This is a genomic window from Micromonospora sp. WMMD998 (assembly GCF_029581235.1).
In the GTDB taxonomy this organism is placed as follows: Bacteria; Actinomycetota; Actinomycetes; order Mycobacteriales; family Micromonosporaceae; genus Micromonospora.
The window spans coordinates 5,332,929-5,358,634 of sequence record NZ_CP120740.1; the positions used below are offsets into that span (position 1 = coordinate 5,332,929).

Genomic DNA, 25,706 nt, shown 5'->3' on the forward strand with positions numbered 1-25,706 from the left:
CCGGACCCGATGCGGCAGCAGTGTGCGGACCACACGCTGGAGGACCTGCGCACCCTGCCGGAGGACGCCCCCCGCGTCGAGCTCGTCGACGGCATCATCCGGGTGATGCCCGCCCCCGAACCGGGCCACCGCGTCGCCTCGGTCCTGCTGGCCACGTGGCTGCGCGCCCGCGCCCCGGCCCACCTACGGGTCGCCCAGGCAACCGATGTGGGGCTCAGCCCGAACACCAGCCGGCAACCGGACGTGCTGCTGCACCATGCCGGGCTGCCGACCGACCGGTCCCGGCTGCGACCGGCGGACGTGGTCCTCGCCGTGGAGATCGTCTCGCCCGGCACCCGGCGGGGTCGACAGGTTCGCCAAGCCCGGCGAGTACGCCGCCGCCGGCATCCCGTTCCACTGGCGGATCGAGCAGGACCCGGTGCACCTCTACGCGTACCGCCTCGGGGACCGGATCGGGCCGGGCGGTGAGCGCCAGTACGAGCTGGTCACCGACGGCAGCGAGGTGGTCGAGCTGACCGAGCCGTTCGACCTCAAGCTGCCGATCGCCGAGATCCGGCCCTGACCGCGTCGTTACTCGCCCGGGCGGGCGGGTAACCGGCGGGCATGGCCGAGAGGGAGTTCCGCGCCGGCGACCACGTCTCCTGGGCCAGCCACAGCGGCCGGGCGCACGGCGTGGTCAAGGAGAAGCTGACCGAGCGCACCCACGTCCGCGGGCACCCGGTGAACGCCTCACCGGAGCAGCCGCAGTATCGGATCGTCAACGACGACTCGGGTCGCGACGTGGCCCACCGACCGGAGGTGCTGCGCCGTGAGCCGCAGTGACGATCCGGAGCAGACGTACCGGGATTTCACCGACGCGGTGAACATGAAGCCGGCCGAGCTGACCCGCTGGCTGGAGACCGACGAGTCCAAGCACGTCGGCTGGCACAAGCCGGGCACGAAGGGCGGCGAGTCCGTCGGGCACGACTCCGGCCGCCGGATCGTCGACCTGCTGCGCCGCAAGCGCGACCAGCTCACCGCCGCCGACTACAAGCACATGCGCAAGGTGGTCGGGTACGTGCACCGGCACCTGGCCCAGCGCCCGTCCGGCGACGTCCGCGACACGAGGTGGCGCTGGTCGCTGATGAACTGGGGCCACGACCCGCTCAAGGGCTGAGCGCGGGTCAGTGGTCGGCGCTGTTCCAGTCGCGGCCCTCGCCCACCGACACCTCCATCGGCACCGACAGCGGGTGGGCCGCCCCCATCTCCCGGCGCACCAACGACTCCAGGGCCTCCCGCTCTCCCGGGGCGACCTCGAAGACCAGCTCGTCGTGCACCTGGAGCAGCATCCGGGACCGCAGCCCCGCCTCCCGCAGCGCGCCGTCGACGCGCAGCATGGCGACCTTGATGATGTCGGCCGCCGAGCCCTGGATCGGGGCGTTGAGCGCCATCCGCTCGGCCATCTCCCGGCGCTGCCGGTTGTCGCTGACCAGGTCGGGCAGGTAGCGGCGGCGGCCCAGGATGGTGGAGGTGTAGCCGTCCTGGCGGGCCCGGGCCACCACCTCGTGCAGGTAGTCGCGGACCCCGCCGAACCCGGCGAAGTAGTTTTCCATCAGCCCGCGCGCCTCCTCGGCGGTGATGCCGAGCTGCTGGGACAGGCCGAACGCGCTCAGCCCGTACGCCAGGCCGTAGTTCATCGCCTTGATCTTGCGGCGCTGGTCGGCGGTGACCTGGCCGACGTCGACGGCGAAGACCGAGGAGGCGGTCGCGGCGTGGAAGTCGTGCCCGGAGTGGAACGCCTCGACAAGCGCGTCGTCGGCGGACAGGTGCGCCATGATCCGCATCTCGATCTGGCTGTAGTCGGCGGTGAGCAGGCACTCGTAGCCCTCGCCGACGACGAACGCGCGGCGGATCCGGCGGCCCTCCTCGGTGCGGATGGGGATGTTCTGCAGGTTGGGCTCGGTGGACGACAGCCGCCCGGTCGCGGCCACGGTCTGGTTGAACGTGGTGTGGATCCGGCCGTCGTCGGAGACCGACTTGAGCAGCCCGTCGACCGTCGACTTGAGCTTGGCCACGTCGCGGTGGCGCAGCAGGTGGTGCAGCAGCGGGTGCTCGGTCTGGGCGTAGAGCCACTGGAGGGCGTCGGCGTCGGTGGTGTAGCCGGTCTTGATCCGCTTGGTCTTGGGCAGGCCCAGCTCGGTGAAGAGGATCTCCTGCAACTGCTTGGGCGAGCCGAGGTTGAACTCCCGGCCGACCACCTCGTAGGCGCTCTGCGCGGCGGCCTTCACCTCGGCGGCGAAGTGGGCCTCCAGCTCGGACAGGTAGTCGGTGTCGGCGGCGATGCCGGTGCGCTCCATGGCGGCGAGCACCCGCATCAGCGGCAGCTCCACCTCGGCCATCAGCCGCGCGGACTGCTCGCCGTCACGGGACAGCTCGGCGTCGATCGCGTCGGCCAGGTCGAGCGTAGCCCGGGCCTGGAGCATCAGGTTCTGCTCGGCCGCGCCCTCGTCGCCGAACCCGTCCAGGGTGAGCTGGCCGGTCTCCGGCGCGTCGACGCGCAGCTCCCGGTGCAGGTAGCGCAGGGCCAGGTCGGTGAGGTCGTAGGAACGCTGGTCGGGGCGGGCCAGGTAGGCGGCGATCTGGGTGTCGCGGGCGATGCCCCGAAGCTCCCAGCCGTGCGCGGAAAACGCCAGCACCGCCGGCTTGCTGTCGTGCAGCACCTTCGGGCGCTCGGCGTCGGCCAGCCAGCCGGCCAGGGCGGCGTCGTCGCCGGCGTCCAGCCGGCTCGGGTCGAACCAGGCCGCCGCGCCGTCGGCGGTGGCGAGCGCCATCGCGGTCACGGTGGCCGTGTGCCGGCGGTTGGGGCCGGTGTCGAGCGTGGCGGCCAGGCCGACCGGCGCGCCGGCGCCGGCGTGCGTGTCCAGCCAGCCGGCGAGCGCGCCGGGCTCGGTCAACACCTCGCCGGCCAGCTCGAAGCCGGCCTCGGCCTCCGGCTCGACGGCCTCCAGGTATTGGTAGAGGCGGTCCCGCAGAATGCGGAACTGGAGCGTGTCGAAGACCTGGTGCACGGCCTCCCGGTCCCAGCCCTGCCAGCGGGCGTCCTCGGGTCGCACCGGCAGCTCCAGGTCGGCGACCAGGCAGTTGATCTCGTAGTTGCGGATCACGTCGGCCAGGCGCTCGCGCAGGCTCTCGCCGGCCTTGCCCTTGATCTCGTCGGCCCGGGCCACCACGCCCTCGACCCCGCCGTACAGGTTGATCCACTTGGCTGCGGTCTTCGGGCCGACGCCGGGGACGCCGGGCAGGTTGTCACTGGTCTCGCCGACGAGCGCGGCCAGGTCGCGGTAGCGGTCCGGCGTGACGCCGTATTTCGCCTCGACCGCCGCCGGGTCCATCCGGGCCAGGTCGGAGACGCCCTTGCGCGGGTAGAGCACGGTGACCTGGTCGCCGACGAGCTGGAACGCGTCCCGGTCGCCGGTGGTGATCAGCACGTCCATGCCCTGGTCGCGGGCCTGGCAGGCGAGCGTGGCGATGACGTCGTCGGCCTCGTAGCCCGGCGCCTCCACCACCGGCACCCGCAGCGCCGCGAGGACCTCCTTGACCAGGCTCACCTGGCCCTTGAAGTCGGTCGGGGTCTCGCTGCGGCCGGCCTTGTATTCCGCGTACCTGTCGGTGCGGAAGGAGCGGCGGGAGACGTCGAAGGCGACCACGATGTGGGTCGGCTGCTCGTCGCGGAGCACGTTGATCAGCATCGAGGTGAAGCCGTAGACGGCGTTTGTCGGCTGCCCCGTGGTGGTGGAGAAGTTTTCCACAGGCAGGGCGAAGAAAGCCCGGTATGCCAGGGAATGTCCGTCGACGAGGAGCAGGCGCGGCGTCGTAGCTGTCACGGCAGCGACTCTAGTCCGTACGCCCGACAAGCCGGCTCCGGCCGCACCGACGGCGGCGGCCGGCCCTCCCCGCGGGGAGGGCCGGCCGCCGGCCGGTACGCCCTCAGGCCACGCCGAGGTACGCGTCCTTGACCGCCTGGTCGTGCAGCAGTTCCTGGCCGGTGCCGTCCTTGACGATCCGGCCGGTCTCCAGCACGTAGGCCCGGTGGGCCCGGGAGAGCGCCTGCTGGGCGTTCTGCTCCACCAGCAGGATGGTGGTGCCCTGCTCGTTGATCCGGGTGATGATCTCGAAGATCTGCTGGATCAGCATCGGCGCGAGCCCCATCGAGGGCTCGTCGAGCAGCAACAGCTTCGGGCGGGCCATCAGCGCCCGGCCCACCGCCAGCATCTGCTGCTCGCCACCGGAGAGCGTGCCGCCGGCCTGCTTGCGCCGCTCGTGCAGCCGCGGGAAGAGGTCCATGACCATCTTCATGTCCTCGGCGATGCCGGCCCGGTCCCGCCGGGTGTACGCGCCCATCTCCAGGTTCTCGACGACCGTCATGCCGGGGAAGACGCCACGACCCTCGGGCGCCTGCCCGATGCCCCGGATCACCCGCAGGTCGGCCCGCATCCTGGTGACGTCGGTGCCGTTGAAGACGATCGAGCCCTCGGCCACCGGACGCAGCCCGGAGATGGCCCGCATCGTGGTGGTCTTGCCGGCGCCGTTCGCGCCGATCAGGGCCACCACCTCACCCTCGTTGACATGCAGGCTGATCCCGTGCAGCGCCTGGATCCGCCCGTACAGCAGCGTCAGGTCCTTGATCTCAAGCAGCATCGGTCGGCACCCCCAGGTACGCGGCGATCACCTTCGGGTCCTCGCGGACCGCGGCCGGCAGGCCCTCGGCGATCTTCTTGCCGAACTCCAGCACCACGATCCGGTCGGTCACGCCCATGACGAGTCGCATGTCGTGCTCGATCAGCAACACCGTGGTGCCATTGTCGCGGATCTTCCGGATCAGTCCGAGCAGTTCCTCCTTCTCCGCCGGGGTGAAGCCGGCGGCCGGCTCGTCCAGGCAGAGCAGGCTCGGATCGGTCGCCAGGGCCCGCGCGATCTCCAGCCGGCGCTGCTCGCCGTACGAGAGATTGCGCGCCAGGTCCCCCGCGCGGCGCTCGATACCGACGAAGCGCAGCAGCTCGTGGGCCTTCTCCCGGCCCTCCCGCTCCTCCCGCCAGTGCCGTGGCAGCCGCAGCATCGCGGAGATCACGCTGGTCTTGTGGTGGGCGTCCGCGCCCACCATCACGTTCTCCAGCGCCGTCATCTCCGGGAACAGCCGGATGTTCTGGAACGTCCGGGCGATGCCCGCCTTGGTGATCCAGCTCCGGCGCTTGCCGTTGATCCGCTGCCCGGCGAACCGGATCTCACCCTCGGTGGGCCGGTAGACGCCTGTCATCGCGTTGAAGCAGGTCGTCTTGCCGGCGCCGTTCGGGCCGATCAGGCCGAGGATCTCCCCCTTGTAGAGGGTGAACGCGACGTCGTTCAGCGCCACCACACCGCCGAAGCGGAGAGTGACGTGGTCGACCTCCAGCAGCGGCTCGCGACCGGCCGGCGCGGTGTCGCCCGGCGTCGGCTCCACCGGGGTGTCCGATCCGGACTCCGGTGGCGTGCCGACCGTGCTGCGCCCGTCGTCGGCGATGTCCCGCTCGCTCGTCGCGTCGCGCTCGCTGTGCATCTGCGGCTCACTCATTGGTCACCGTCTCCTGGGGAACCGCTTCCTTGCGCCGGTCGGCGAGCTCGGCCGCCCGCCGCCGGTTGGGCACCAGACCCTGCGGCCGGAAGATCATCATGATGATGACCACGAGACCGAACACCAGGATCCGGTACTCGGCGGCGTCGAACTCCAGCCCGAGGAGGTCACCCACGCCGCGCAGCCACTCCGGCAGGTACCAGGTGACCGCGCCGCCGACGATGGCGCCCTTGATGTTGCCCGCCCCGCCGAGGATCACCGCGGCGAGCACCAGGATGGAGCTCTCCAGCACGAACTGGTCCGAGTTGATGAACGTCTGCTTGCCGGCGAAGACCGCGCCGGTCAGGCCGGCCACCGCCGCCCCGATCGCGAACGCCCACAGCTTGTACTTGAACGTGGGCACGCCCATCACCTCGGCGGCGTCCTCGTCCTCGCGGATCGCCACCCAGGCCCGGCCGACCCGGCTGTTGGCCAGGTTCCGGATCAGCACCAGCACCACCAGGATCAGCGTCAGCATGAGCCAGTAGTACGGCCGGGAGTCGACCACCCCGAACAGCGCCTTGCCGTCGCTGCCGTTGCCCGGCGGGTGCGGGATCGCCGGGATGCCCCGCTGGCCCTGCAGAAGGCCGTCCTGGCGGGCCGCGTACAACCGGATCATCTCGGCGAAGCCGAGCGTCACGATGGCCAGGTAGTCACCGCGCAGGCGCAGCGTCGGGCCACCGAGGATCACACCGGAGACCATCGCCACCATCACCGCCAGCGGCACCGCCGCCAGCCACGGCCAGTCCGTGCCGAACCGGCTCTCCGGCGAGGTGAGCAACGCGACCGTGTACGCGCCGAGCGCGTAGAAGCCGAAGTAGCCCAGGTCGAGCAGGCCGGCGAAACCGACCACCACGTTGAGGCCCACGGCCAGCAGCACGAACACGGCGGTGTCGAAGAGCACGCCGGCGAAGTCCGAGCGGGTGGTGTAGAGGGCGAAGTACTCGCTGCCGATCGGGAAGCCCAGGTATTCGTAGAACCACTTGTTCGGCAGGATGTAGAGCAGCACGATCAGCGCCGCGATCGCCGCCCAGCGCACCTGCCTGGGCATGGCGGCCCAGCGGCTCATGAAGCCCCCGGTCCGCTTCTTGTCCACGGTGGCGGTCATGCGCGCGCCCTCCCGAGAGATTCGCCGAGCAGACCGGTCGGCCGGAACATCAGCAGCACGATCAGCAGCACGAAGCCGGTGAAGTCCTTCCAGTCGCCGCCGAACAGGCCGGCGGCGTAGTTCTCCGCCACCCCCAGCAGCAGGCCGCCGAGCAGCGCGCCGCGCAGGTTGCCGATGCCGCCGAGCACCGCGGCCGAGAACGCCTTGAGCCCGATCAGGAAGCCGACGTTGAACTTGGTGTAGCTGAACCGCAGGTCCCACAGCAGCGCGCCGACGCCGGCCATCAGGCCGCCGAGCACGAAGACCAGCAGGATGACCCGGTTCTTGTTGACGCCCATCAGGGCGGCGGTGTCCGCGTCCTGGGCCACCGCGCGGATGCCGCGGCCCAGCCGGCTGCGGTTCACGAACTGGTCCAACGCCACCATCATGACAAGCGTGACACCGAGGATCACCAACTGGAGGTTGGTCACGTCGGCGCCGAAGACGGTGAACACCGGCTCCTGCGGGATCATCGTCGCCATGCCGAACGGCGCGCGGCTGGTGCCGATGCCGAAGGACTCGGCGAGCACGAACGAGGCGCCGATCGCGGTGATGAGGAAGGCCAGCGGCGGCGCGTTGCGCTTCCGCAGCGGCCGGTATGCCACCAGCTCGACGGTGACCGCCGTGGCGGCCGAGGCGACCATCGCCACCGCGAGACCGGCGACCACCGCCAGGATCAGCGGGCCGAGGGCCGGGGCGGGCGAGTTCTGGTCGTAGCCGAGGGCCTGCCAGGTCCACAGGGCGGAGAAGGTACCGACCATGAAGACCTCGGAGTGCGCAAAGTTGATCAAGCGTAGGACGCCGTACACCAGGGTGTAGCCGAGGGCGATGAGCGCGTAGATCGCGCCCTGCTCCAGCCCGGTGATGGTCAGCGCCGGGAAGTTCCCGAAGAGCTCATCGAAGTTCAAATGGGGGCTCCAACTGTGCGGCCAAGCCGTGCGGCCGGGAGAAACTCACTCCCGGCCGCACGCCTGGTGTCCCGTGACAGGACCGGATGAACCGGTCAGCTCTTGGGGATCTCGATGTCGGGGACGACCTTGCCCGCGTTCACCTTGAACGCCCACACGATGACCTGCGCCGGGTCCAGCTCGCCGGTGGACTCGAACTTGTAGGTCACGCCGGTCGCGTCACCGGTCTTGTCGTAGGACTTGATGAAGCTCAGCAGGTCGGCGCGGGTGCCCTTGCCGTCCTTGATGCCCGCCAGCATGATCTTCGTGATGTCGTACGACACGTCGGCGTAGGTGCCCGGCTCGGCGTTGTCGAACGCGGCCTTGTAGTCGGTCACGAACGAGCCCTTGGCCGCCGTGGCCGGGGCGCACGGGCAGGTCAGGATCGTGCCCTCGGCGACCTGCTCGCCGGCGACCTTGATGAAGTTGGCGTCGTTGACACCGTCACCGGCGACCATCGTGCCCTTCCAGCCCGCGCCCTTGAGCTGCTTGAGCAGCAGGCCGGCCTCGGTGTAGTAGCCACCGAAGAAGAGAACGTTCGCGCCACTGCTCTGGATCTTGGTGACCACGGCGGAGAAGTTGGTCTGCTTGACCTGGATCTTGTCCTCGCCCGCGACCGCGCCGAGGACCTTCTTCACCTCGTCCACCAGACCCGCGCCGTACGCCGACTGGTCGTCCACCACGTAGACCTTGTCGGCCTTCAGCACGTCCTTGATGTAACGGCCGGCGGCCGGACCCTGCGAGGTGTCGTTGCCGACGCCCCGGTGGAAGATCTTCCAGCCCTTGGTGCTCAGGCTCGGCCGGGTGGCCGACGGCGTGATGATCGGCAGGCCGGCCTCGTCGAAGATCGGGTCGGCCACCTCCGACTCACCCGAGAAGGCCGGGCCGACGACGCCGACGACCTTGGTGTCACCGGCCGCCTTCTGGGCCAGCGCCGGCGCCTTGGCCGGGTCACCCTGCGAGTCGTACTCCTCCAGGTTGACCTTGCAGTCCGCGTTGTCCTTGTTGTACTGGTCGATGGCCAGCTTGGTGCCGTTGCGCATGTGGATACCGAGACCCGCAGCGTCGCCGGTCAGCGGGCCGAAGAAGCCGATCTTCAGGTCGCAGGCGGCCTTGCTGTCGCCACCCGCGTCGTCACCACTGTCAGCCTTGCAGGCCGCGCCACTGAAAACGAGCGCGCCGATGGCCACACCACCGAGCACCCGTGCGAGCTTCTGCCTCACGGCTCGTACCCTCCTCCGTCCGAAGGCCCGGAAACCACCCAGCGCGAATTGGACCTTGCGAGGGTTGGCCGGACCGACCGCGATCCCGGTCTGGGCCGGGACGTTATCCCACCGGTGGGTGCCGAAGGTAGACCTGAGAAGCGGGGTTGACCTAACCGTTACGTTGAGTGGCCGGATTCACAGCGGTGGTGTAACACACCGGGATCACCGGGGAGACCATCGGACATCCGACACCTGCCGGAAACACGCTGGTGAAAAGCTCAGGCAGGGCGCCACGACCCCCGCGCCGACCACACCCGCGCCCGCACCCCGTCGTCCACCGACAGCAGGGCGACATCACCCGCCGACGCCACCGCGACCGACCTGTCGTTACCCCACGGAACCGCCACCGGCAGCGCCACCGGCGACCACCGGTCACCGTCCGGCGAAAACCAGCCCGCCTCCGACGCCGCACCGGCGACCACGGCGAACGCGCCGTCACCGCGCGCCGACAGACCCCAGACCCGGCCCGGCCGCTCCGCACCACCCGGAACGTCGCCACCCGGCCGCCAGGCGTCGCCGTCGGCCACCCACGCGCCCAGGCCGTCGCCCCGCCGGCCCACCGCCACCGCCCGGTCGCCCACCCGGACCACCCGTTGCAGGTCCTGGTCGACGCCGCCGCCGGGCAGCACCGCGCGCCGCCAGGCCGACCCGTCCGGCGACGTCCACACCGCCGCGTCCGTTCCGGTACGCCCCGGGGGCAGCACCGAGCCCACCATGAGCCACCCCGACCCGGCCGCCGCGCCGTCGGCCACCCACGGCCGGCCCGCCCCGTCCGTGGCCAACCCCGGCACGCCACTCACCAGACGGAAGTCCGACCCGTCCGCCGACACCCAGGCCGCCGCGCCGGTGGCCCGGTTCCCGGAGATCAACCAGCCGCCCGGCCCGCCCACCACCCGGCCCACGTTCACCGCGTCCGGCCCACCGAACACCTCGAACTCCGCCGGCACCTCCACCAGCGAACCGTCGCCGTCCAGCCGCCAGGTGCTGATCCGGGGGTTGCCGTGCACCCCGCCGCTGCGGCCACCGACCGCCACCGGCCGCCCGTCCCGGCAGCCGACCGCGGTGAGCAGGTTCTCCGGGCCGTACGGGCTGCGCGGCACCGGACGCAGCGCCACCCAGACACGCGCGTCCACACTCGACCACGCCGCCGGATGCGGGACCCCGTCGGCGTCCAGCACCGCGCCCACCACGAACCAGCGGCCCCCGCAGGCCGCGGCGTCCCGCAACGCCACCCGGCCGGAAAGGCCGGACGGGAGCGGCAGATCGACCGGCTGCCAGGCCGGACGCAGCGGCTCGGGCGCGGGGGCGGGCGCCTCCGGCGCCTGGCAGGCAGCCAGCAGCACCACGAACAGGCCGAGCACCGTCAGCGGACGTCGCATGGCGACAACCGTATCGATCGGAGGCGACGCCGGGAACCGGCCGCCGGGTCAGGAGGCGGGCTGCGCCACCTCGCCGCCGGCGGTCTCGGCGAGGATCCGCTCGGCGACCTCCTTCATGGTCATCCGGTGGTCCATCGCGGTGCGCTGGATCCACTTGAACGCCTCGGGCTCGGTCATCCCGTACGTCGTCATCAGCGCGCCCTTGGCCCGCTCGACGGTCTTGCGGATCTCCAGCCGGTCGGTCAGACCGGCCACCTCCGCCTCCAGCGCGGCCACCTCGGAGTAGCGGGACAGCGCGATCTCCACCGCCGGCACCAGGTCGCTCTTCTGGAACGGCTTGACCAGGTAGGCCATCGCGCCGGCCGCCCGCGCGCGCTCGACCAGGTCGCGCTGGCTGAACGCGGTCAGGATGATCACCGGGGCGATGCGCGCGCCGGCGATCCGCTCGGCGGCGGCCAGCCCGTCCATGATCGGCATCTTGATGTCGAGGATGACCAGATCCGGCTTGAGCTCCTCGGCGAGATTGACGGCGGTCTCACCGTCGCCGGCCTCGCCGACCACCTCGTAACCCTCCTCGACCAGCATCTCGGCCAGGTCCAGCCGGATCAGCGCCTCGTCCTCGGCGATCAGAACGCGCTTGCGCTCGGCATCCGTCTGCATCTCGCCCACGAGCCACTCCCACCGATTCGAACCCGACACCCGCCGTGCCGGGTGTCGCCGCCCTCAGCCTAGCGGGTAGGCTGTCGAGGCCGAATCACGGAACGCCCTCGTAGCCCAACTGGCAGCAGGCAATGGATTCAAACTCCATACAGTGTGGGTTCGAATCCCACCGAGGGCACCAAAGTGTCATACAGGCGTTCGATCATAGTCCTGTGCATCCTCCCGAAATACGCGCTCGAGCGCGACGTCTCTACCTCGGCGGCGCGACCGTCGCCGAGGTAGCGCGGACCGTGGGGCTCTCCTATCCGACGGTCCGCCACTGGTGCAAGGACCGACCGGAGCCGAAGCAGTTGGGCACCGCGTCGCGATGTTTTCGCTGCCGTGAAGATGTCCACGTTCCGACAGACCCGGCGGCCTACGCCTATCTTCTGGGCCTCTACCTCGGCGACGGGCATCTCGTGACAAGTGCGCGGGTGCCGGTGCTCCGGATCTCCTGCAGCGACTGCTGGCCGGGTCTGATCGAGGCCTGCGACGACGCCATGCGAGCGGTGCTGGCCGAGAAGGTGCAGCGCGTCCAGCAACAGGGCTGCGTCAATGTGCAGAGCTACGGCAAGCACTGGCCATGCCTGCTGCCGCAGCACGGGCCGGGCAAGAAGCACGAGCGCCCGATCGTCCTTGCCGACTGGCAACGGACCATCGTCGAGGCACACCCGGGTCACTTCCTGCGCGGGCTCTTCCACTCCGACGGCTGCCGAGTCAGCAACCGGGTCACGATGCGCGGCAAGCGATACGTCTACCCGCGCTACATGTTCGTCAACGAGTCCACCGACATCATGGGTCTCTGCCAGTGGGCACTCGACCTGCTCGGCATCGCCTGGCGGATGAACCGCCGCAACTCCCTGTCGGTCGCCCGCCGGGAGGCCGTCGCCGCGCTGGACCAGCACGTCGGCCCGAAATCCTGACGGAGCGTCAGATCGACGCGAGCGCCCGCGCCAGGTCCGCGCGCAGGTCCTCCGGGTCCTCCAGCCCGACCGAGACCCGCAGCAGCGCGCCGCACGGCTTGGCGTCGCCCTCGACCGGCCGGTGCGTCAGCGAGGCCGGGTGCTGGATCAGCGTGTCGACGCCGCCGAGCGAGACGGCGTGGGTGATCAGCTCGCAGGCGCCGGCGACCGTGGCCGCGGCGGGCGCGCCGCCGCGTACCTCGAAGGCGAGCAGGCTGCCCCCGCCGGACATCTGGCGGCCGACCAGGCCGGCCGGGTCGTGCCGGGACGGGTGGTGGACCCGTTCGACGGCGGGGTGTCCGGCGAGCCAGGCCGCGAGCTTCTCGGCGCCGGCCTGCTGGGCGCGGACCCGCAGCGGCAGGGTCTGGAGGCCGCGGTGCAGCAGGTAGGCGCCGAGCGGGTGCAGGACGGCGCCGGTGACGGCGCGGACCTGGCGCAGCCGGGCGGCCCAGTCGGGCGCGCAGGCGACGACGCCGGCGAGGACGTCGCCGTGGCCGCCGATGCTCTTGGTGGCGCTGTGCAGGACGAGGGTGGCGCCGTGCCGGGCGGGTTGTTGGAGCACCGGGGTGGCGACGGTGTTGTCGACGAGCAGTGGGACGTCGCCGGCGGCGGTGGCGAGCGCGGCGATGTCGACCAGGTCGAGTGTCGGGTTGGCCGGGGTCTCGACGACGATCAGGGCGGTGTCGGGGCGGATCGCGGCGGCGACGTCGGCGGCGCGGGCCCAGGTGACCTCGGTGCCGAGCAGTCCGGTGGCGAGGACGTGGTCGGTGCCGCCGTAGAGGGGGCGGACGGCGACGACGTGGCGTTTCCCGTCGCGGGTGGCGGCGAGCAGGGTGGCGGTGAGCGCGGCCATGCCGCTGGCGAAGGCGACCGCCTCGGCGGTGTCTTCGAGTTGGGCGAGGGCGGTTTCGAAGCGGGCGACGGTGGGGTTCCAGAGCCGCTGGTAGACGGCGCTGCCGCCGGCCGGGAGGGTGCCGCCGGTGGCGAGGGTCTCGTAGGCGTCGCCGCCGGCGGCCACGGAGGGCAGCGGGTTGGTGGTGGAGAGGTCGATGGGCGGGACGTGGACGCCGAGGCCGGCGAGGTCGTCACGCCCGGCGTGCACGGCTGCGGTGTCCACGGCGGTCATGCCGGAAGCGTCGAACATGACGACGTATCACGGCAAGAGAAACGAACAAGATTCTGGTGATCATGCTTTCGCCGGGTGCTTCTTCGGTGGAGGATGGTGGCATGCCTCTCGCACCGAATGATGTACGGCCGTTCTCCGAGCTGGACGACGTCGACCGCGCGATCCTGACCGAGCTGACCGCGGACGGCCGGCTGCCGAACAACGCGCTCGCCGAGCGGGTGGGGGTGGCGCCGTCCACGTGCCTGACGCGGACCCGGGCGCTGCGCGAGTGCGGGGCGATCCGCGGGTTCCACGCGGACGTGGATCCGGCCGCGGTGGGGCTGCCGTTGCAGGCGCTGGTGTCGGTGCGGCTGACGGCGCACGAACGGGCCGCGGTGAACGCCTTCCGGGCCCGGTCGGTGCGGCTGCCGGGGGTGGTGTCGGTGTTCCACGTGGCGGGCGCGGAGGACTACGTGCTGCACGTGCGGGCGGCGTCCGGGGACGCGCTGCGGGACTTCGTGCTGGACCATCTGGCCGTGGATCCGGCGGTGCGGCACACCCAGACCAGCCTCATCTTCGAGCAGGCCCGGGGTATGGGCTGACCCACCCGACGGAACAATTCCGGCAGGTCGCGGGTTGCACCAGGGCGTGATCGACGTACCGATGTCTGTTCTTGACCTTGCCCCGGTGGCCGCGACCGGCAGTGCCGGTGAGGCGCTGCGGCACACCACCGAGCTGGCCCGCCGCACCGAGGAGCTGGGCTACCGCCGGTTCTGGGTGGCCGAGCACCACAACATGCCGGCGATCGCGAGTTCGGCGCCGGCGGTGCTGCTGGCGCACCTGGCCGCGAACACCACCACGATCCGGTTGGGTTCCGGCGGGGTGATGCTGCCCAACCACGCGCCGCTGGTGGTGGCGGAGCAGTTCGGCACCCTGGAGGCGCTGCACCCGGGCCGGATCGACCTGGGCATCGGGCGGGCGCCGGGCACCGACCAGGTGACCGCGTTGGCGTTGCGCCGCACCATGGAGGGCCTGTCCGCGGAGCACTTCCCGCGCGAGCTGGCCGACCTGATGAACTACTTCAGCGGCGAGGAGCCCGGGCCGATCACGGCGACGCCGGGGCGCGGGCAGTCGCCGCAGGTGTGGCTGCTGGGGTCGAGCGGGTTCAGCGCCCAGCTCGCCGGCCTGCTCGGGTTGCCGTTCTCCTTCGCGCACCACTTCAGCTCGCAGCACACCATCCCGGCGTTGCGGCTCTACCGGCAGCACTTCCGGCCGTCGCGGTGGTGGGACCGGCCGTACGCGATGGTGGCGGTGAACGCGGTGTGCGCGGAGACCGACGAGCGGGCGGAGTGGCTGGCCGGGCCGGCCGGGTTGTCGTTCCTGAAGCTGCGGTCGGGGCGGCCGGAGCCGCTGGTCACGCCGGCGGAGGCGGCGGCGTATCCGTATTCGGAGCTGGAGCGGGAGTTCGTGGCGCAGCGCCGCGACGGCCAGGCGACCGGTTCGCCGGAGACGGTGGCCCGGCAGCTCGGGGAGTTGCTGGAGCGCACCGGCGCGGACGAGTTGATGCTGACCGCGATGGTCTACGACGTGGCCGACCGGGTGCGCTCGTACGAGTTGATCGCCGAGAAGGTCGCGGGTGGCCTGCGCCGGGACGGCTGAAACACGCTCTTCATAGCCACGTCACCGCAGCGTCGCGTGGGGCGCATAACTTTATCCCCGGTGGTGGTACGGCATTCCCGGTCGGGACGGGTCGGGAATGCTGCGGTGTGGTGCACCGGGTCGCCGGCGGAGCGGATTCCGCGGCCGGCGACCCGGTGCCTTTTTTTCGCCTCAGCGCAGGTAGATGTTCGGCGCGGCGGGCGTGCTCATGCCGTCACCGAGGAAGAAGCTCGGGTGCGGCGGCTGGTTGTAGGCGGTGTTCTGCCAGGCGACGGCCACCCGATACTGCGGGTCGTGCATCAGGGTCGGCAGGCGCAGCCCCGTGGTGACGGGCGTGCTGTAGATGCGCAGCGCGGAGCTGTCGGCGGTGCGCCACACCACCTCCTCGCGCCAGTCGCCGAGGATGTCGCCGGAGAGCGCCGGGGTGGACTTGGTGCCGTTGTTGGACGCGACGTTGCTGCCGGTGAGCAGCCGGGTCTCGCCGCCGGTGCCGTACTTGTCGATCTTGGTGGCGTCGAGCAGCTCGCGGACCGGGTCGCCGTCCCACCAGATCAGGAAGTTCGCCGAGGACGGCTTGCGGCCGACGTTCTGGCCACGGGTGTTGAGCAGGCCGTTCACCGCCGAGGACCAGGACTCCGCGCCCGGGCTGCCGGCCCAGATGTCACCGGAGACGCCGCGGCCGTTGTCGCCGTTCGGCGACGTCTGCCAGAGGATCTGGCCGGTACGCGCGTCGGACATCCACGAGCTGGGCTTGCTGCCGTCCTCGTCCACCTTGAAGACCTCCAGGCCGGCGCGGGACGGGTCGAGGTCGCCGACGTGCATCGCGTCGCCGTGCCCGTTGCCGGTGGAGTAGAGCAGCCGGCCGTTGTCGTCGATGGTGGCCGCCCCGTACACGATCTCCTGGCGGCCGTCGTTGTCGACGTCGGCGATCGAGAGCTGGTGGTTGCCCTGGCCGGCGGCGGCGCCGTTGCCGGAGGAGTTCGAGTCGAACGTCCAGCGCTTGCGCAGCGTGCCGTCGCGGAAGTCCCACGCGGCGATGACCGCCCGGGTGTAGTAGCCACGCGCCATGATCAGTGACGGGCGCTGGCCGTCGAGGTAGGCGGTGCCGGCGAGGAACCGGTCGACCCGGTTGCCGTACGAGTCGCCCCAGGACGAGACGGTGCCGCGCGGCGGGTCGTAGTTGACAGTGGACAGCGCCGCCCCGGTGCGACCGTCGAACATGGTCAGGTATTCGGGGCCGGCGAGCACGTAGCCACTGGAGTTGCGGTAGTCGGCCGACGAGGAGCCGATCACCTGGCCGGTGCCGGAGCGGGAGCCGTCGGCGGTCTTCATCGCCACCTCGGCGTCACCGTCGCCGTCGTAGTCGTACACCTGGAACTGGGTGTAGTGGGCCCCGGCGCGGATGTTGCGGCCCAGGTCGATGCGCCACAGGCGCGTGCCGGTGAGGGTGTAGGCGTCGACGTAGACGTTGCCCGTGTAGCCGGACTGCGAGTTGTCCTTGGCGTTGGACGGGTCCCACTTGAGCACGAACTCGTAGCGGCCGTCGCCGTCGAGGTCGCCGACGCTGGCGTCGTTGGCGGAGTAACTGTAGAACTCGCCGCTCGGCGTGGTGCCGCCCGGCGGGGCCTGGATCGGGACGTCCAGGTAGCCGTTGGCGAACTGCAACGCCGGGGCGGACGCCGCCTGCTCGGCGCCGTCCACCACGGCCCGCACGGTGTACGCGGACCCGGCGGGTGCGCCGCCGTCCAGGTAGTTGGTGGCGCCGGTGATCGGACTGCCGTTGACCTTGGTGCCGCCCCGGTAGAGGTTGAACGACACACCCGAGGTCTCGGTGCCGAGCAGTCGCCAGGAGACCAGGTTCCCGTTGCCGGAGCGGACGCTGACCAACCCGCGGTCGAGTTTCTCCATCTGCTTGGCGCCGGCCGGCGGGGTGGTGGGAGGCGGCGTGGTGGTGGGCGGCGGTTCCGTCGGCGGCGGTGTGGTGGGTGGCGGAGTCGTCGGGCCGGACGTCGTCGGCGTCGCGGTCGGGGGCGCGCCGGTGCAGGTGGTGCCGTTGAGCGTGAACGTGGTCGGGGCCGGGTTGGAGGCGTTGTTCCACGAGCCGTTGAAGCCGAAGTTGGCGGTGCCACCGGTGCCGATCGTGGCGTTGTAGCCGGCGTCGCGGGCGGTGACCTGGGCGCCGGACTGGCTGACCGTGGCGTTCCATGCCTGGACGACCTGCTGACCGTTGGCGAAGCTCCAACCCAGCGTCCAGCCGTTGATCGGGTCGCCGAGGTTGGTCACGGTGACGTCGGCGCCGAAGCCGCCGCCCCACTGGTTGGTGACCCGGTAGTCGACCCGGCAGGCCGCGGCGGCGGCCGAGGCCGTCATCGTGGTGAGCGCGCCCGCCGTCAGGGTGGCCGCCGAGACCGCGGCGAGCAGTGCGATCCGGCGTGAGGTGGTGTGGTGCACGGGGTTGCCTTTCGCGAAGGTCAGGCACGCGGCGACGCCGGCCTGCCCGGGCCGGCGGGAAGTGTGCACGCGCGTTGACGCGACGGAACGTCAGACATCGACGCATATAATTAGCTCCCGTGCCCCGCCAGCGTAGGACACCACCCCACGCCCCACAAGCCGGAGGTTAAGGCGGGGGCCCCGGTTAACGCTTCCGGTAGAGGAAGGGCCCCCTTTTAACACCCCGGCATCGGCTCACGCCCCCGGCGTCGACGAGCCCGGGATGGCGTGGACACACGTACCGGGTGGGTGATGCCTGGCGGGAGCCGGGCCGGAGCGGCCCGCGGCTCGTCCGTACCCGGTGGAGACTCAGCCCTCGACGGCGGCGGCAAGCCGCCGGGAGGGCTCGGCCTCGACGGCCGGAGCGGCGGCGGCAACGCCCGGAGCGACCTCGACCGCCGGATCCGCCGCCTCGACGATCGGAGCCGTGCCTTCGGCGGACCCCGGGACGACGGCGTCGGACACCGCGGCGTCGGACACCGCGGCGTCGGACACCGCGGCGTCGGCCGGAGTGGCGGCGAGCGCCACCTCGACCGTGGCCCGGGCCCGGCGGACGCGGCGCAGGGCCCGCACCGCCAGCACCATGGCGGCCAGCCAGCCGGCGCCGAGCACGGCGTAGACCAGGCCCGGCACCGGGCCGCCCAGGTCGCCGGCCCGCAGCAGGGTACGGGCGTTGGTCAGCACGATCACGCCGCCGATGACGGCGCCGAGCACCTGGGCCGGCACGATGCGGACCAGCCAGGCCGCGATCGGCGCCGCAATCAGTCCGCCGACCAGGAGCGCGGCCACGGTGGGCAGCAGGAAGCCATCGGAGCCGAGGCCGATCAGGAAGCCGAGGCTCGCCGCGCCGGCGACCACGAACTCGGAGGTGTCCACCGAGCCGATGACCTTGCGGGGTTCCATCCGCCCGGAGACCAGCAGGGCCGGGGTGGCGACCGGACCCCATCCGCCGCCGCCGGTGGCGTCGACGAAGCCGGCGACCAGGCCGAGCGGGGCGAGGAAGCGGCTGCGCAGCCGGCCGGCGGCGCGGGCGGCGCGCAGCGGCCGGGAGAAGCGGACCAGCAGGTACGCGCCGAGGGTGAACAGGATCGCGGCCATCCACGGGGCGGCCGACTCGGTGGAGATGGAGCTGAGGAACGTGGCACCGGCGAACGCGCCGAGCGCGCCAGGCAGCGCGATCCGGGCGACCACCTTCCAGTCGACGTTGCCGAAGCGCCAGTGGGCCACGCCGGCGGCGAGCGTGGTGCCGATCTCGGCGAGGTGCACCGAGGCGGACGCGGCGGCCGGCGCGACGCCGGCGAAGAGGAGCAGGGTCGAGGAGGTCAGCCCGTAGGCCATGCCGAGCGCGCCGTCGACCAGTTGCGCGGCGAGCCCGACGAGGGCGAGGACCAGCAGCTTGCGCACGAGCGCCCCCAGACTTTTCGGCATCTCCTATCGACTTGGTCGACAATGCGGCACGAAGGTGCCTCCGGTCAAGTCCCCCATCCGGTTGGTGAGACGCGCCGGACGGTCCGTCGGAGGACCGTCAGCTCCAGGCGCGCGGGTCGGCGGCCAGCTCGTTCACCCGGCCCGGCAACTGCCCGGCGGCCACGTCGGCGATGGTGACCAGTTCCAGGATCTCCCGCTCGCTGGCCCGCAACGCGATCCACACGTCCTGCAGCGCGCGGGCCGCACCCTGGTAGCCGAGCTGCTCCGGGCGTTGCCCACGGACGTGCGCCAGCGGCCCGTCGATCACCCGGATCACCTCGGCCAGGGAGATCTCCGCGGCCGGGCGGGCCAGCCAGTAGCCGCCCTCGGGGCCACGCTGGGCGTGCACGACGCCACCCCGGCGCAGTTGGAGCAGGATGCTCTCGAGAAACTTCGGCGGGATGTTCTGCGACCGGGCGATCTGCTCGGCGGTCACCGGCCGGCTCCGCCCGGAGGTCGTGCCCTCGGCGACCGAGGCCAGCTCGGCAGCCGCACGGAGGGCATAGTCGACCCGGGCGGAGAGACGCATGCCGGCAAGGTTAGTCGCCTGCTCAGCCGACCGGTCCCCCGACCTCGACAGACGCCGAGCGAACCCGGCCCCCGCTGGATGTGTTAAGAGGGGGCCCCTGCTCTACCGGAGGCGTTAACCGGGGGCCCCGCCTTGCACCTCAGGCGCCGACGCGGCGCAGCAGGCCCTCCTGGACGGCGCTGGCGATGTGCCGGCCCTCGGTGGTGAACATCCGGCCGGTGGCCAGGCCCCGGGCGCCCGAGGCGGACGGGCTCCAGCAGTCGTAGAGGAACCACTCGTCGGCCCGGAACGCCCGGTGGAACCACAGCGCGTGGTCCAGGCTCGCGCCGACCACGCCACCGGGCCCCCACACCTCGCCGTGCACCGACAGCACCGAATCCAGCAGCGTCAGATCGGAGGCGTACGTCAGCGCGCACGCGTGCAGCAGCGGATCGTCGGGGAGCTTGCCGTCGATGCGCATCCAGACCCGCTGGTGCGGCTCGGCCGGACGGTCGCCGGGGCGGACCCAGCCGGGCTCGCCGACGTAGCGGACGTCGATCGGACGCGGGATCTGGCCCCAGATGCCGAGCCGTTCCGGATAGCGGGAGAGCCGGTCGGCCATGGTGGGCACGTCGTCCGGGCCGGGCACGTCGGGTGGGACCGGGGCGTGGTGGTCCAGCCCCTCCTCCTGCCGCTGGAACGAGGCCGACATGAAGAAGATCGGCTTGTCGTGCTGCAACGCCACCGAGCGGCGCACCGAGAAGGACCGGCCGTCCCGGACGTTCTCCACCTGGTAGTCGATCGGCTCGGCCGGGTCGCCGGGCCGCACGAAGTAGCCGTGCAGCGAGTGCACGGCCCGCTCCGGGTCGACCGTGCGGCCGGCCGCCACCAGCGCCTGCCCGGCGACCTGCCCGCCGTAGACCCGCTGCGGGCCCACCGGCGGGCTCATCCCGCGGAAGGTCATGTCGCCGGTCGGCGCCAGGTCCAGCACCTCGAGGAGTTGGTCGACGGCGGCCTGCCCGGTCGCCCCCCGCACGTCACTCACGGTACGACCTTCGTTCGCGACCGCGGGGCTCGCAACACCGGCTCACTGGAGCGCGCGCGCCGACGCGGCGTCGACGAGCGAACCGAGCTGGTGCACGCGCAGCGTGTTGGTGGAGCCGGGGGTGCCGGGCGGGCTGCCGGCCACGATCACCACGTAGTCGCCCGGGTTGGCCCGGTCGAGACCGAGCAGCGCCTGGTCGACCTGGCGGAACATGTCGTCGGTGTGCTGCACGAACGGCATCAGGAACGTCTCCACGCCCCAGCAGAGCGCGAGCTGGTGGCGCACCTCCGGGACCGGGGTGAAGGCCAGCAGCGGCAGGTCGCAGTGCAGCCGGCTGAGCCGCTTCACGGTGTCGCCGGTCTGCGAGAACGCCACCATGGCCTTGGCGCCGATGGCACGGGCGATCGACGACGCGGCGACGGTGAGCGCGCCACCGTGCGTACGCGGGTCGTGCTGGAGCCGGGGGACGGCGATGGAGCCGGCCTCGGTGGTGGTGATGATCTTCGCCATGGTGCTGACGGTGAGTACCGGGTACTTGCCGACGCTCGTCTCGCCGGAGAGCATCACCGCGTCCGCGCCGTCGAGTACCGCGTTCGCCACGTCGGAGGCCTCGGCGCGAGTCGGTCGCGAATTTTCGATCATGGAGTCGAGCATCTGGGTGGCCACGATGACCGGCTTGGCGTTCTCCCGGCAGAGCTGCACGGCCCGCTTCTGCACCAGCGGGACCTGGTCCAGCGGCAGCTCCACGCCGAGGTCGCCGCGGGCGACCATGACGCCGTCGAAGGCGAGCACGATCGCCTCCAGGTGGTCGACCGCCTCCGGCTTCTCGACCTTGGCCAGCACCGGGCGGCGGACGCCCTCCTCGTCCATGATCGCGTGGACGAGCTTGATGTCCTCCGGCGAGCGGACGAAGGAGAGCGCGACCAGGTCCACGCCGAGGCCGAGGGCGAAGCGCAGGTCCTCGGCGTCCTTGTCGGACATGGCAGGGACGCTGACCGCCACGTTCGGCAGCGAGACGCCCTTGTTGTTGGAGACCGGGCCGCCCTCGGTGACCAGGCAACGGATGTCGTTGCCGGTGACGTCGCTGACCTCGACCGCGACCCGGCCGTCGTCGATCAGCAGCCGGTCGCCCGGCTTCACCTCCTGCGGCAGCTTGCGGTAGGTGCAGGAGACCCGCTCCTTGGTGCCGACGATCTCGTCGCCGGTGATCGTCACGGAGTCGCCGGTGCGCCACTCGTGCGGCCCGTCGGCGAAACGGCCGAGGCGGATCTTGGGGCCCTGGAGGTCGGCGAGCACGGCGACCGGCGCACCGGCCGCCTCGGCGGCCTCGCGGACCATCCGGTAGACCGACTCGTGGTCGGCGTGACTGCCGTGGCTGAAGTTGAGCCTCGCCACGTTCATGCCGGCCTCGACGAGCCCCCGGATGCGCTCCGGGGACGAGGTGGCGGGGCCGAGAGTGCAGACGATCTTCGCGCGGCGTGTCACGCCCATCAGGCTAGTCTCTCCTTCGGATCGGTCTGCCGACCGACCCCTTGCGGACTGCGGAACAGTTGTCCAACGACGCGCGAAACCCGCGCGAGCGGGCGGTGGGCGTACCGCACCGGAACGTCGTGTGTGGCGGGCATCGGCGACCGCGCGGCGGAAATCGTACCGCCCGCCGTCACCGGCCGGCGGGGTGCTCCCGGCGGCCCCCCGGACGACCGGATGGCCCGGGGTGCCGGCGGGCCGGACGCCGACCCCGGGGAAACCGGACCGGACGCCGCCGGCGCCGGCGCGTGGGCGCCCTCAGCTCTCGGTCTTGACCAGCGGAAAGTCCAGCGACCCGGCCGCGCAGAGGAAGGTGAGCACCTCCACCCGGTAGAGCCCGGCCTGCACCGCCGGGTCGGCCTCCATGACGCTGCGTACGTCGTCCACCGAACCGGTCCGGGACAGGCCGAAACCGATCGGCGGGTCAGGTTCGCGCGCCGGGCCGTCCACCGAGCCGTCGACGAGCACGATGCCCCGCCGCTGCAACGCCTGCATGTGTCGCAGGTGCTCGGCCTGGAGCCGCCGCACGGTCTCCTCCGGCAACGCCCGGCCGGACGGCCCCGGATAGAGCACGATGCACTCGTAGGTGTCCAACGCGAAGTCGAGCCCGGGCGTCGCGCCCATGCGCACCTCCTGACCACCGTCCCGCCCAGCCTCGCACGGCGTCCCGGGCCCGCGGGCGGGCTCGCGGCAACTGCCGCGGCCCCGCCCGGTTGTCGACCTGCCGGGGCGTTCGTCCCCGCCCACGGCGCCGGGTTCCGAACCGGATCGACGATCGTCCGGTACGGCGGGCCGCTGGTACGTTTCCCGGTACTGCCGACGCCCACCGGCCGAGCGGAGGTCCCGGGTGAACGTCACCCCGCCGGACGACTGTCGGTGGCCGGACACCGTCGCCGCCACCGGCGGGCGGGCGGGCGCGGTGATCGCGGCGTACGACTGGTCCGGCACGCCGCTCGGCCCGATCGAGGGTTGGCCGCAGAGCCTGCGCACCGCGCTGGCGCTCTGCCTGCGCTCCCCCGCCCCGGCGGTGCTGTGGTGGGGCGACGGGCCGGTGCCGCTGCCCAACGACGCCTACCGGCGGTTGCTCGGTCCGGGCCGGGAGGTCACGCCGGAGCGGCCGGCGGCGCGGGCGTGGCCGGGTGACTGGGACGCGCTCGTCCCGCTGCTCGCCGACCGGGCCGCCGGGACCAGTCCCGACGTACGGGTGCGGCACCCGCACGACGGCGACCGCTGGTTCACCTTCACGCACAGCCCGGTGACCGACGAGTCGGGCCGGCCGGCGGGTGTGCTCAGCGTCGGCGCGGAGACCACCGCACGGGTGGTGGGCGAGCGCCGGCTGCGGCTGCTCGTGGCGGTGGGCGCCGCGCTTGCCGACGCGACCGACCCGGAGGAGGTGGCCCGGCGGGCGGTCGACACGCTGGGTGACGCCGCCTCGATGCCGTTCGTCCAACTCCACCTGGCCACGCCGGGCGGCCCGCGGCTGGCCGCCGCGGCCGGGGTTGACGTCCCGCCGGTGGGTGACCTGCCGCTGGCCGAGGTGCTGGCCGACGGCGCGCCCCGACTGGTGCCCCCGGACCCGAGCGGCGGCCGGGCGGACGCTCCGGTGGTGGCCGTGCTGCCGGTGCCCGATCCGGGCGCCGCCGTTCCGGCCGGGGTGCTTGTGGTCGGTCTGGACCCGCACCGCGCGGTCGACGCCGACCACCGGGCGTTCGTCGGGCTGCTCGCCGGGCAGGTGGGCGTCGCGCTGGCCGCGGCGCGGGCGCACCGCCACCGGTCCACCGACCGCGCCGAACTGGACGCCGCCCGCGCCGCCCAGGCCGAGCTGCGGCTGTTCCAGGCGCTCGTGGAACGCTCCGGCGACTTCATCGCGGTGGCCACCCCGGACGGCCGGGCCGTCTACGTCAACCCGGCCGGGCGGGCGCTGGTCGGGCTGGACGACGGGGAGCGGGTCGACGGGCTGGGCCTGGTCGACTTCGCCGCGCCGGACGCACGCGCGCTGTGGCGCACCGAGCTCATCCCGACCGCGCTGCGCGACGGGCACCACCGCGGCGAGAGCCGGCTGGTCCACCGGGACACCGGCGTGCCGATCGACGTCGACCACCAGACCTTCACCGTGGACACCGGCGACCGGCGGACCGCGTTCGTGGCCACCGTGGGGCGGGACGTCAGCGACCGGCAGCGGGCGCTGCGGCGGGCGGAGGCGCTCGCCCGGCTGGCCGGGGCGCTCAGCTCGGCGCGGGGCCGGGAGGCCATCGTGGAGGTGTTCACCACCGTCGCACCGGCCGTGGTGGACGCCGCCGCGCTGCGGGTGGCCGTCGCCATGCCCGGCCGTACCGTGCTCGACGTGACAGGTGGCGACGCGCCGCCCGGGCCGTTGCCGCTCGACGCCGACGCCCCGCTGGCCCGGGCGGTACGCGACAACGTGGTGCTGCCGGTGACCGACGCCGACGGCCGGACCACGGGTCTCTGCCTGCCGCTGCGCTACGGCGACGGCGTCGCGCTCGGCGCCCTGGAGGTGCGTTGGGCCGACCCGGTCACCGACGAAGACGGGCTGCACAACCTGCTCGACGCGGTGGCCGGGCTGTGCAGCCAGGCGTTGCAGCGGGCCGAGCTGACCGGGTCGGCGCAGGCCATGGCCGTGTTCGCGGCCCGGTTGAGCGTGACCCGCTCCACCGCCGAGGCGATCGAGGTGATCCTCGACGCCGCCACCACGGCGTTGGGCGCGGCGCTGCCCGGCCTGGCCATGCGGGACGAGGGCCGCCGGGTCCGGCTCTGGTACCACGACGACGTGCCGGGCACGCTCGCGGCGGCGTTCCACGACCTGAGCATCGACGACCCGCGCCCGCTCGTACGCGCGCTGCGCGACGGGACGCGCATCATGCTGCGCGACCGCGCCGAGTTCGCCGCCCGGTTCCCCGGCCTGCCCGACCCGGTCGGCGCGCACGGCCTGGTGACCACCGTGGCCCTGCCGCTGTTCGGCGCCGAGCGTCGCCCGATCGCCGCGCTGGGTCTCGGCTGGCGGCGGGAGCGCCCGCTGCGCGACACCGACCTGGCGTTGCTGAACACCGTGGCCGACCTGTGCGAGCAGACGCTGGAACGGGTCCGGCTGGCCGCCGCCGAGCACAACCTGGTGACCCGCCTGGCCGGCCGCCTGCGCAGCTCGTCGCTGACCCCGCCGAAGGGCCTGGAGGTCGCCACCCGCTACCGGCCGGCGATGAGCGGCCTGCATCTGGGCGGCGACTGGTACGACCTGGTCCGGCAGGACGGCGACCGGCTGGCCGTGGTGGTCGGCGACGTGGTCGGCCACCAGGTCGAGGCCGCCGCCGACATGGCCCAACTCCGCACCATGCTGAACACGCTGATCCGGTTGGGCGTGCCGTTGGAGGAGGTGTTCCTCCGCCTCACCGAGCTGCTCGGCGTCGGGTTCCTGGGCACCTGCCTGGTCGTGGTGGTCGATCCGGTGGCCGGTACGGCGCGGGTGGCCCGGGCCGGGCACCCGCATCCGGTGCTGCTGCCGGCCGGGCAGCCGCCGCGCGCCGTGCCGACGGCCCACGCCCTGCCGCTGGGCATGGTGGACCGGCCGATGACCGTGGCCACGATCCCGTTCGCCCCCGGTGACGTGCTCGTCGCGTACACCGACGGGCTGGTGGAGCGGCGCGGCCGGCCGTACGACGAGGGTGTCGGGGCGTTGCACCGGACGCTTGCCGCGGTGCGGGACGAGCCGGCGGAGACGATCGCGGACGCGCTGCTGCACGACCTGGCCGGCTCGGAGGACGACCAGGCGCTGGTGGTGCTGCGGCGTCGGGGTTGACCAGGCTTCGGCGGCGCGTTTCGGGGAATGTCCTCCGGTCGGGACCCGAACCGGACACGACCAGGAGGA

At 72.4% G+C, this 25,706-nt stretch carries 22 protein-coding genes, 1 tRNA gene and 2 pseudogenes; 10 read left to right on the top strand and 15 right to left on the bottom strand.

What is annotated here, in order from left to right:
• The first annotated feature begins 9 nt into the window (after positions 1-9).
• From O7619_RS24005 to O7619_RS24020, 4 genes and pseudogenes are all read left to right on the top strand, one after another.
• A complete protein-coding gene (locus O7619_RS24005; RefSeq protein ID WP_282283562.1) occupies positions 10-468 on the top strand; it encodes a Uma2 family endonuclease in 459 nt (152 codons plus the stop codon).
• A complete protein-coding gene (locus O7619_RS24010) occupies positions 419-562 on the top strand; it encodes a hypothetical protein (protein ID WP_282283563.1) in 144 nt (47 codons plus the stop codon). Before O7619_RS24005 ends, O7619_RS24010 begins: the two co-directional genes overlap by 50 nt.
• A 41-nt stretch (positions 563-603) precedes the next feature.
• Complete coding sequence (locus tag O7619_RS24015; protein WP_282283564.1) at positions 604-822, top strand: DUF2945 domain-containing protein; 219 nt, start codon at positions 604-606, stop codon at positions 820-822.
• A pseudogene (locus O7619_RS24020) lies at positions 809-1,153 on the top strand (DUF3140 domain-containing protein); the annotation flags it as partial. The gene O7619_RS24015 and the pseudogene O7619_RS24020, both read left to right, overlap by 14 nt.
• Positions 1,154-1,163: 10 nt before the next feature.
• Here the strand turns inward: O7619_RS24020 and polA are convergent.
• The 8 genes from polA to O7619_RS24060 all read right to left on the bottom strand — a co-directional run bounded on the left by polA (position 1,164) and on the right by O7619_RS24060 (position 11,033).
• Positions 1,164-3,863: a DNA polymerase I gene (gene polA, locus O7619_RS24025; RefSeq protein ID WP_282283565.1), complete on the bottom strand. Its 2,700-nt coding sequence runs from the start codon at positions 3,861-3,863 to the stop codon at positions 1,164-1,166.
• Between the two features lie 103 nt (positions 3,864-3,966).
• Positions 3,967-4,677 (bottom strand): ABC transporter ATP-binding protein, encoded by a 711-nt coding sequence (locus tag O7619_RS24030; protein ID WP_282283566.1) that lies wholly within the window; start codon positions 4,675-4,677, stop codon positions 3,967-3,969.
• Positions 4,667-5,587: an ABC transporter ATP-binding protein gene (locus tag O7619_RS24035; RefSeq protein ID WP_282283567.1), complete on the bottom strand. Its 921-nt coding sequence runs from the start codon at positions 5,585-5,587 to the stop codon at positions 4,667-4,669. Before O7619_RS24035 ends, O7619_RS24030 begins: the two co-directional genes overlap by 11 nt.
• The gene (locus tag O7619_RS24040; protein WP_282283568.1) at positions 5,580-6,734 is read right to left on the bottom strand and encodes a branched-chain amino acid ABC transporter permease; all 1,155 of its coding nucleotides are present in this window, start codon (positions 6,732-6,734) and stop codon (positions 5,580-5,582) included. Before O7619_RS24040 ends, O7619_RS24035 begins: the two co-directional genes overlap by 8 nt.
• On the bottom strand, positions 6,731-7,681 hold the full coding sequence (locus O7619_RS24045) for a branched-chain amino acid ABC transporter permease (protein WP_282283569.1): 951 nt from the start codon (positions 7,679-7,681) through the stop codon (positions 6,731-6,733). Before O7619_RS24045 ends, O7619_RS24040 begins: the two co-directional genes overlap by 4 nt.
• Positions 7,682-7,776: 95 nt before the next feature.
• Positions 7,777-8,943, bottom strand: a complete 1,167-nt coding sequence (locus tag O7619_RS24050) for a branched-chain amino acid ABC transporter substrate-binding protein (RefSeq protein ID WP_282283570.1) — start codon at positions 8,941-8,943, stop codon at positions 7,777-7,779.
• Positions 8,944-9,203: 260 nt separating this feature from the next.
• Entirely contained in the window at positions 9,204-10,364 is a 1,161-nt protein-coding gene (locus O7619_RS24055; protein WP_282283571.1) for a hypothetical protein, read from the bottom strand.
• Positions 10,365-10,412: 48 nt separating this feature from the next.
• Entirely contained in the window at positions 10,413-11,033 is a 621-nt protein-coding gene (locus O7619_RS24060) for a response regulator (RefSeq protein WP_282283574.1), read from the bottom strand.
• 94 nt (positions 11,034-11,127) lie between these two features.
• Here O7619_RS24060 and O7619_RS24065 point away from each other — a divergent pair.
• The 3 genes and pseudogenes from O7619_RS24065 to O7619_RS24075 all read left to right on the top strand — a co-directional run bounded on the left by O7619_RS24065 (position 11,128) and on the right by O7619_RS24075 (position 11,986).
• Positions 11,128-11,205: transfer RNA gene (locus tag O7619_RS24065), tRNA-Leu, on the top strand.
• Positions 11,156-11,341, top strand: a pseudogene (locus O7619_RS24070) (hypothetical protein); the annotation flags it as partial. The gene O7619_RS24065 and the pseudogene O7619_RS24070, both read left to right, overlap by 50 nt.
• A 141-nt stretch (positions 11,342-11,482) precedes the next feature.
• The gene (locus O7619_RS24075; RefSeq protein ID WP_282288925.1) at positions 11,483-11,986 is read left to right on the top strand and encodes a hypothetical protein; all 504 of its coding nucleotides are present in this window, start codon (positions 11,483-11,485) and stop codon (positions 11,984-11,986) included.
• 7 nt (positions 11,987-11,993) lie between these two features.
• Here the strand turns inward: O7619_RS24075 and O7619_RS24080 are convergent, their stop codons facing one another.
• Entirely contained in the window at positions 11,994-13,169 is a 1,176-nt protein-coding gene (locus O7619_RS24080; RefSeq protein ID WP_282283575.1) for a PLP-dependent aspartate aminotransferase family protein, read from the bottom strand.
• Positions 13,170-13,252: 83 nt separating this feature from the next.
• Between O7619_RS24080 and O7619_RS24085 the strand changes: the two genes are divergently transcribed.
• Both O7619_RS24085 and O7619_RS24090 read left to right on the top strand, forming a co-directional pair.
• A complete protein-coding gene (locus O7619_RS24085) occupies positions 13,253-13,732 on the top strand; it encodes an Lrp/AsnC family transcriptional regulator (protein WP_282283576.1) in 480 nt (159 codons plus the stop codon).
• 61 nt (positions 13,733-13,793) lie between these two features.
• The gene (locus tag O7619_RS24090) at positions 13,794-14,789 is read left to right on the top strand and encodes an LLM class flavin-dependent oxidoreductase (RefSeq protein ID WP_282283577.1); all 996 of its coding nucleotides are present in this window, start codon (positions 13,794-13,796) and stop codon (positions 14,787-14,789) included.
• A gap of 171 nt (positions 14,790-14,960) precedes the next feature.
• On the opposite strand, the gene O7619_RS24095 is transcribed toward O7619_RS24090, so the two are convergent.
• The 6 genes from O7619_RS24095 to O7619_RS24120 all read right to left on the bottom strand — a co-directional run bounded on the left by O7619_RS24095 (position 14,961) and on the right by O7619_RS24120 (position 22,450).
• Entirely contained in the window at positions 14,961-17,240 is a 2,280-nt protein-coding gene (locus O7619_RS24095; RefSeq protein ID WP_282288926.1) for a cellulose binding domain-containing protein, read from the bottom strand.
• A gap of 348 nt (positions 17,241-17,588) precedes the next feature.
• Complete coding sequence (locus O7619_RS24100; protein WP_282288927.1) at positions 17,589-18,683, bottom strand: sulfite exporter TauE/SafE family protein; 1,095 nt, start codon at positions 18,681-18,683, stop codon at positions 17,589-17,591.
• A 121-nt stretch (positions 18,684-18,804) separates the two neighbouring features.
• Positions 18,805-19,275, bottom strand: coding sequence for an Rrf2 family transcriptional regulator (locus O7619_RS24105; protein ID WP_282283578.1), 471 nt, complete (start codon positions 19,273-19,275; stop codon positions 18,805-18,807).
• 139 nt (positions 19,276-19,414) lie between these two features.
• Positions 19,415-20,299 carry an acyl-CoA thioesterase II gene (locus O7619_RS24110; protein ID WP_282283579.1) on the bottom strand — a complete coding sequence of 295 codons (885 nt, stop codon included), beginning with the start codon at positions 20,297-20,299 and terminating at the stop codon, positions 19,415-19,417.
• Between the two features lie 42 nt (positions 20,300-20,341).
• Positions 20,342-21,790 carry a pyruvate kinase gene (gene pyk / locus O7619_RS24115; protein WP_281587529.1) on the bottom strand — a complete coding sequence of 483 codons (1,449 nt, stop codon included), beginning with the start codon at positions 21,788-21,790 and terminating at the stop codon, positions 20,342-20,344.
• A gap of 294 nt (positions 21,791-22,084) precedes the next feature.
• Entirely contained in the window at positions 22,085-22,450 is a 366-nt protein-coding gene (locus O7619_RS24120; protein ID WP_282283580.1) for a YciI family protein, read from the bottom strand.
• 223 nt (positions 22,451-22,673) lie between these two features.
• On the opposite strand from O7619_RS24120, the gene O7619_RS24125 reads away from it, so the two are divergent.
• Positions 22,674-25,637 (top strand): SpoIIE family protein phosphatase, encoded by a 2,964-nt coding sequence (locus O7619_RS24125; RefSeq protein ID WP_282283581.1) that lies wholly within the window; start codon positions 22,674-22,676, stop codon positions 25,635-25,637.
• Positions 25,638-25,706: the final 69 nt, after the last annotated feature.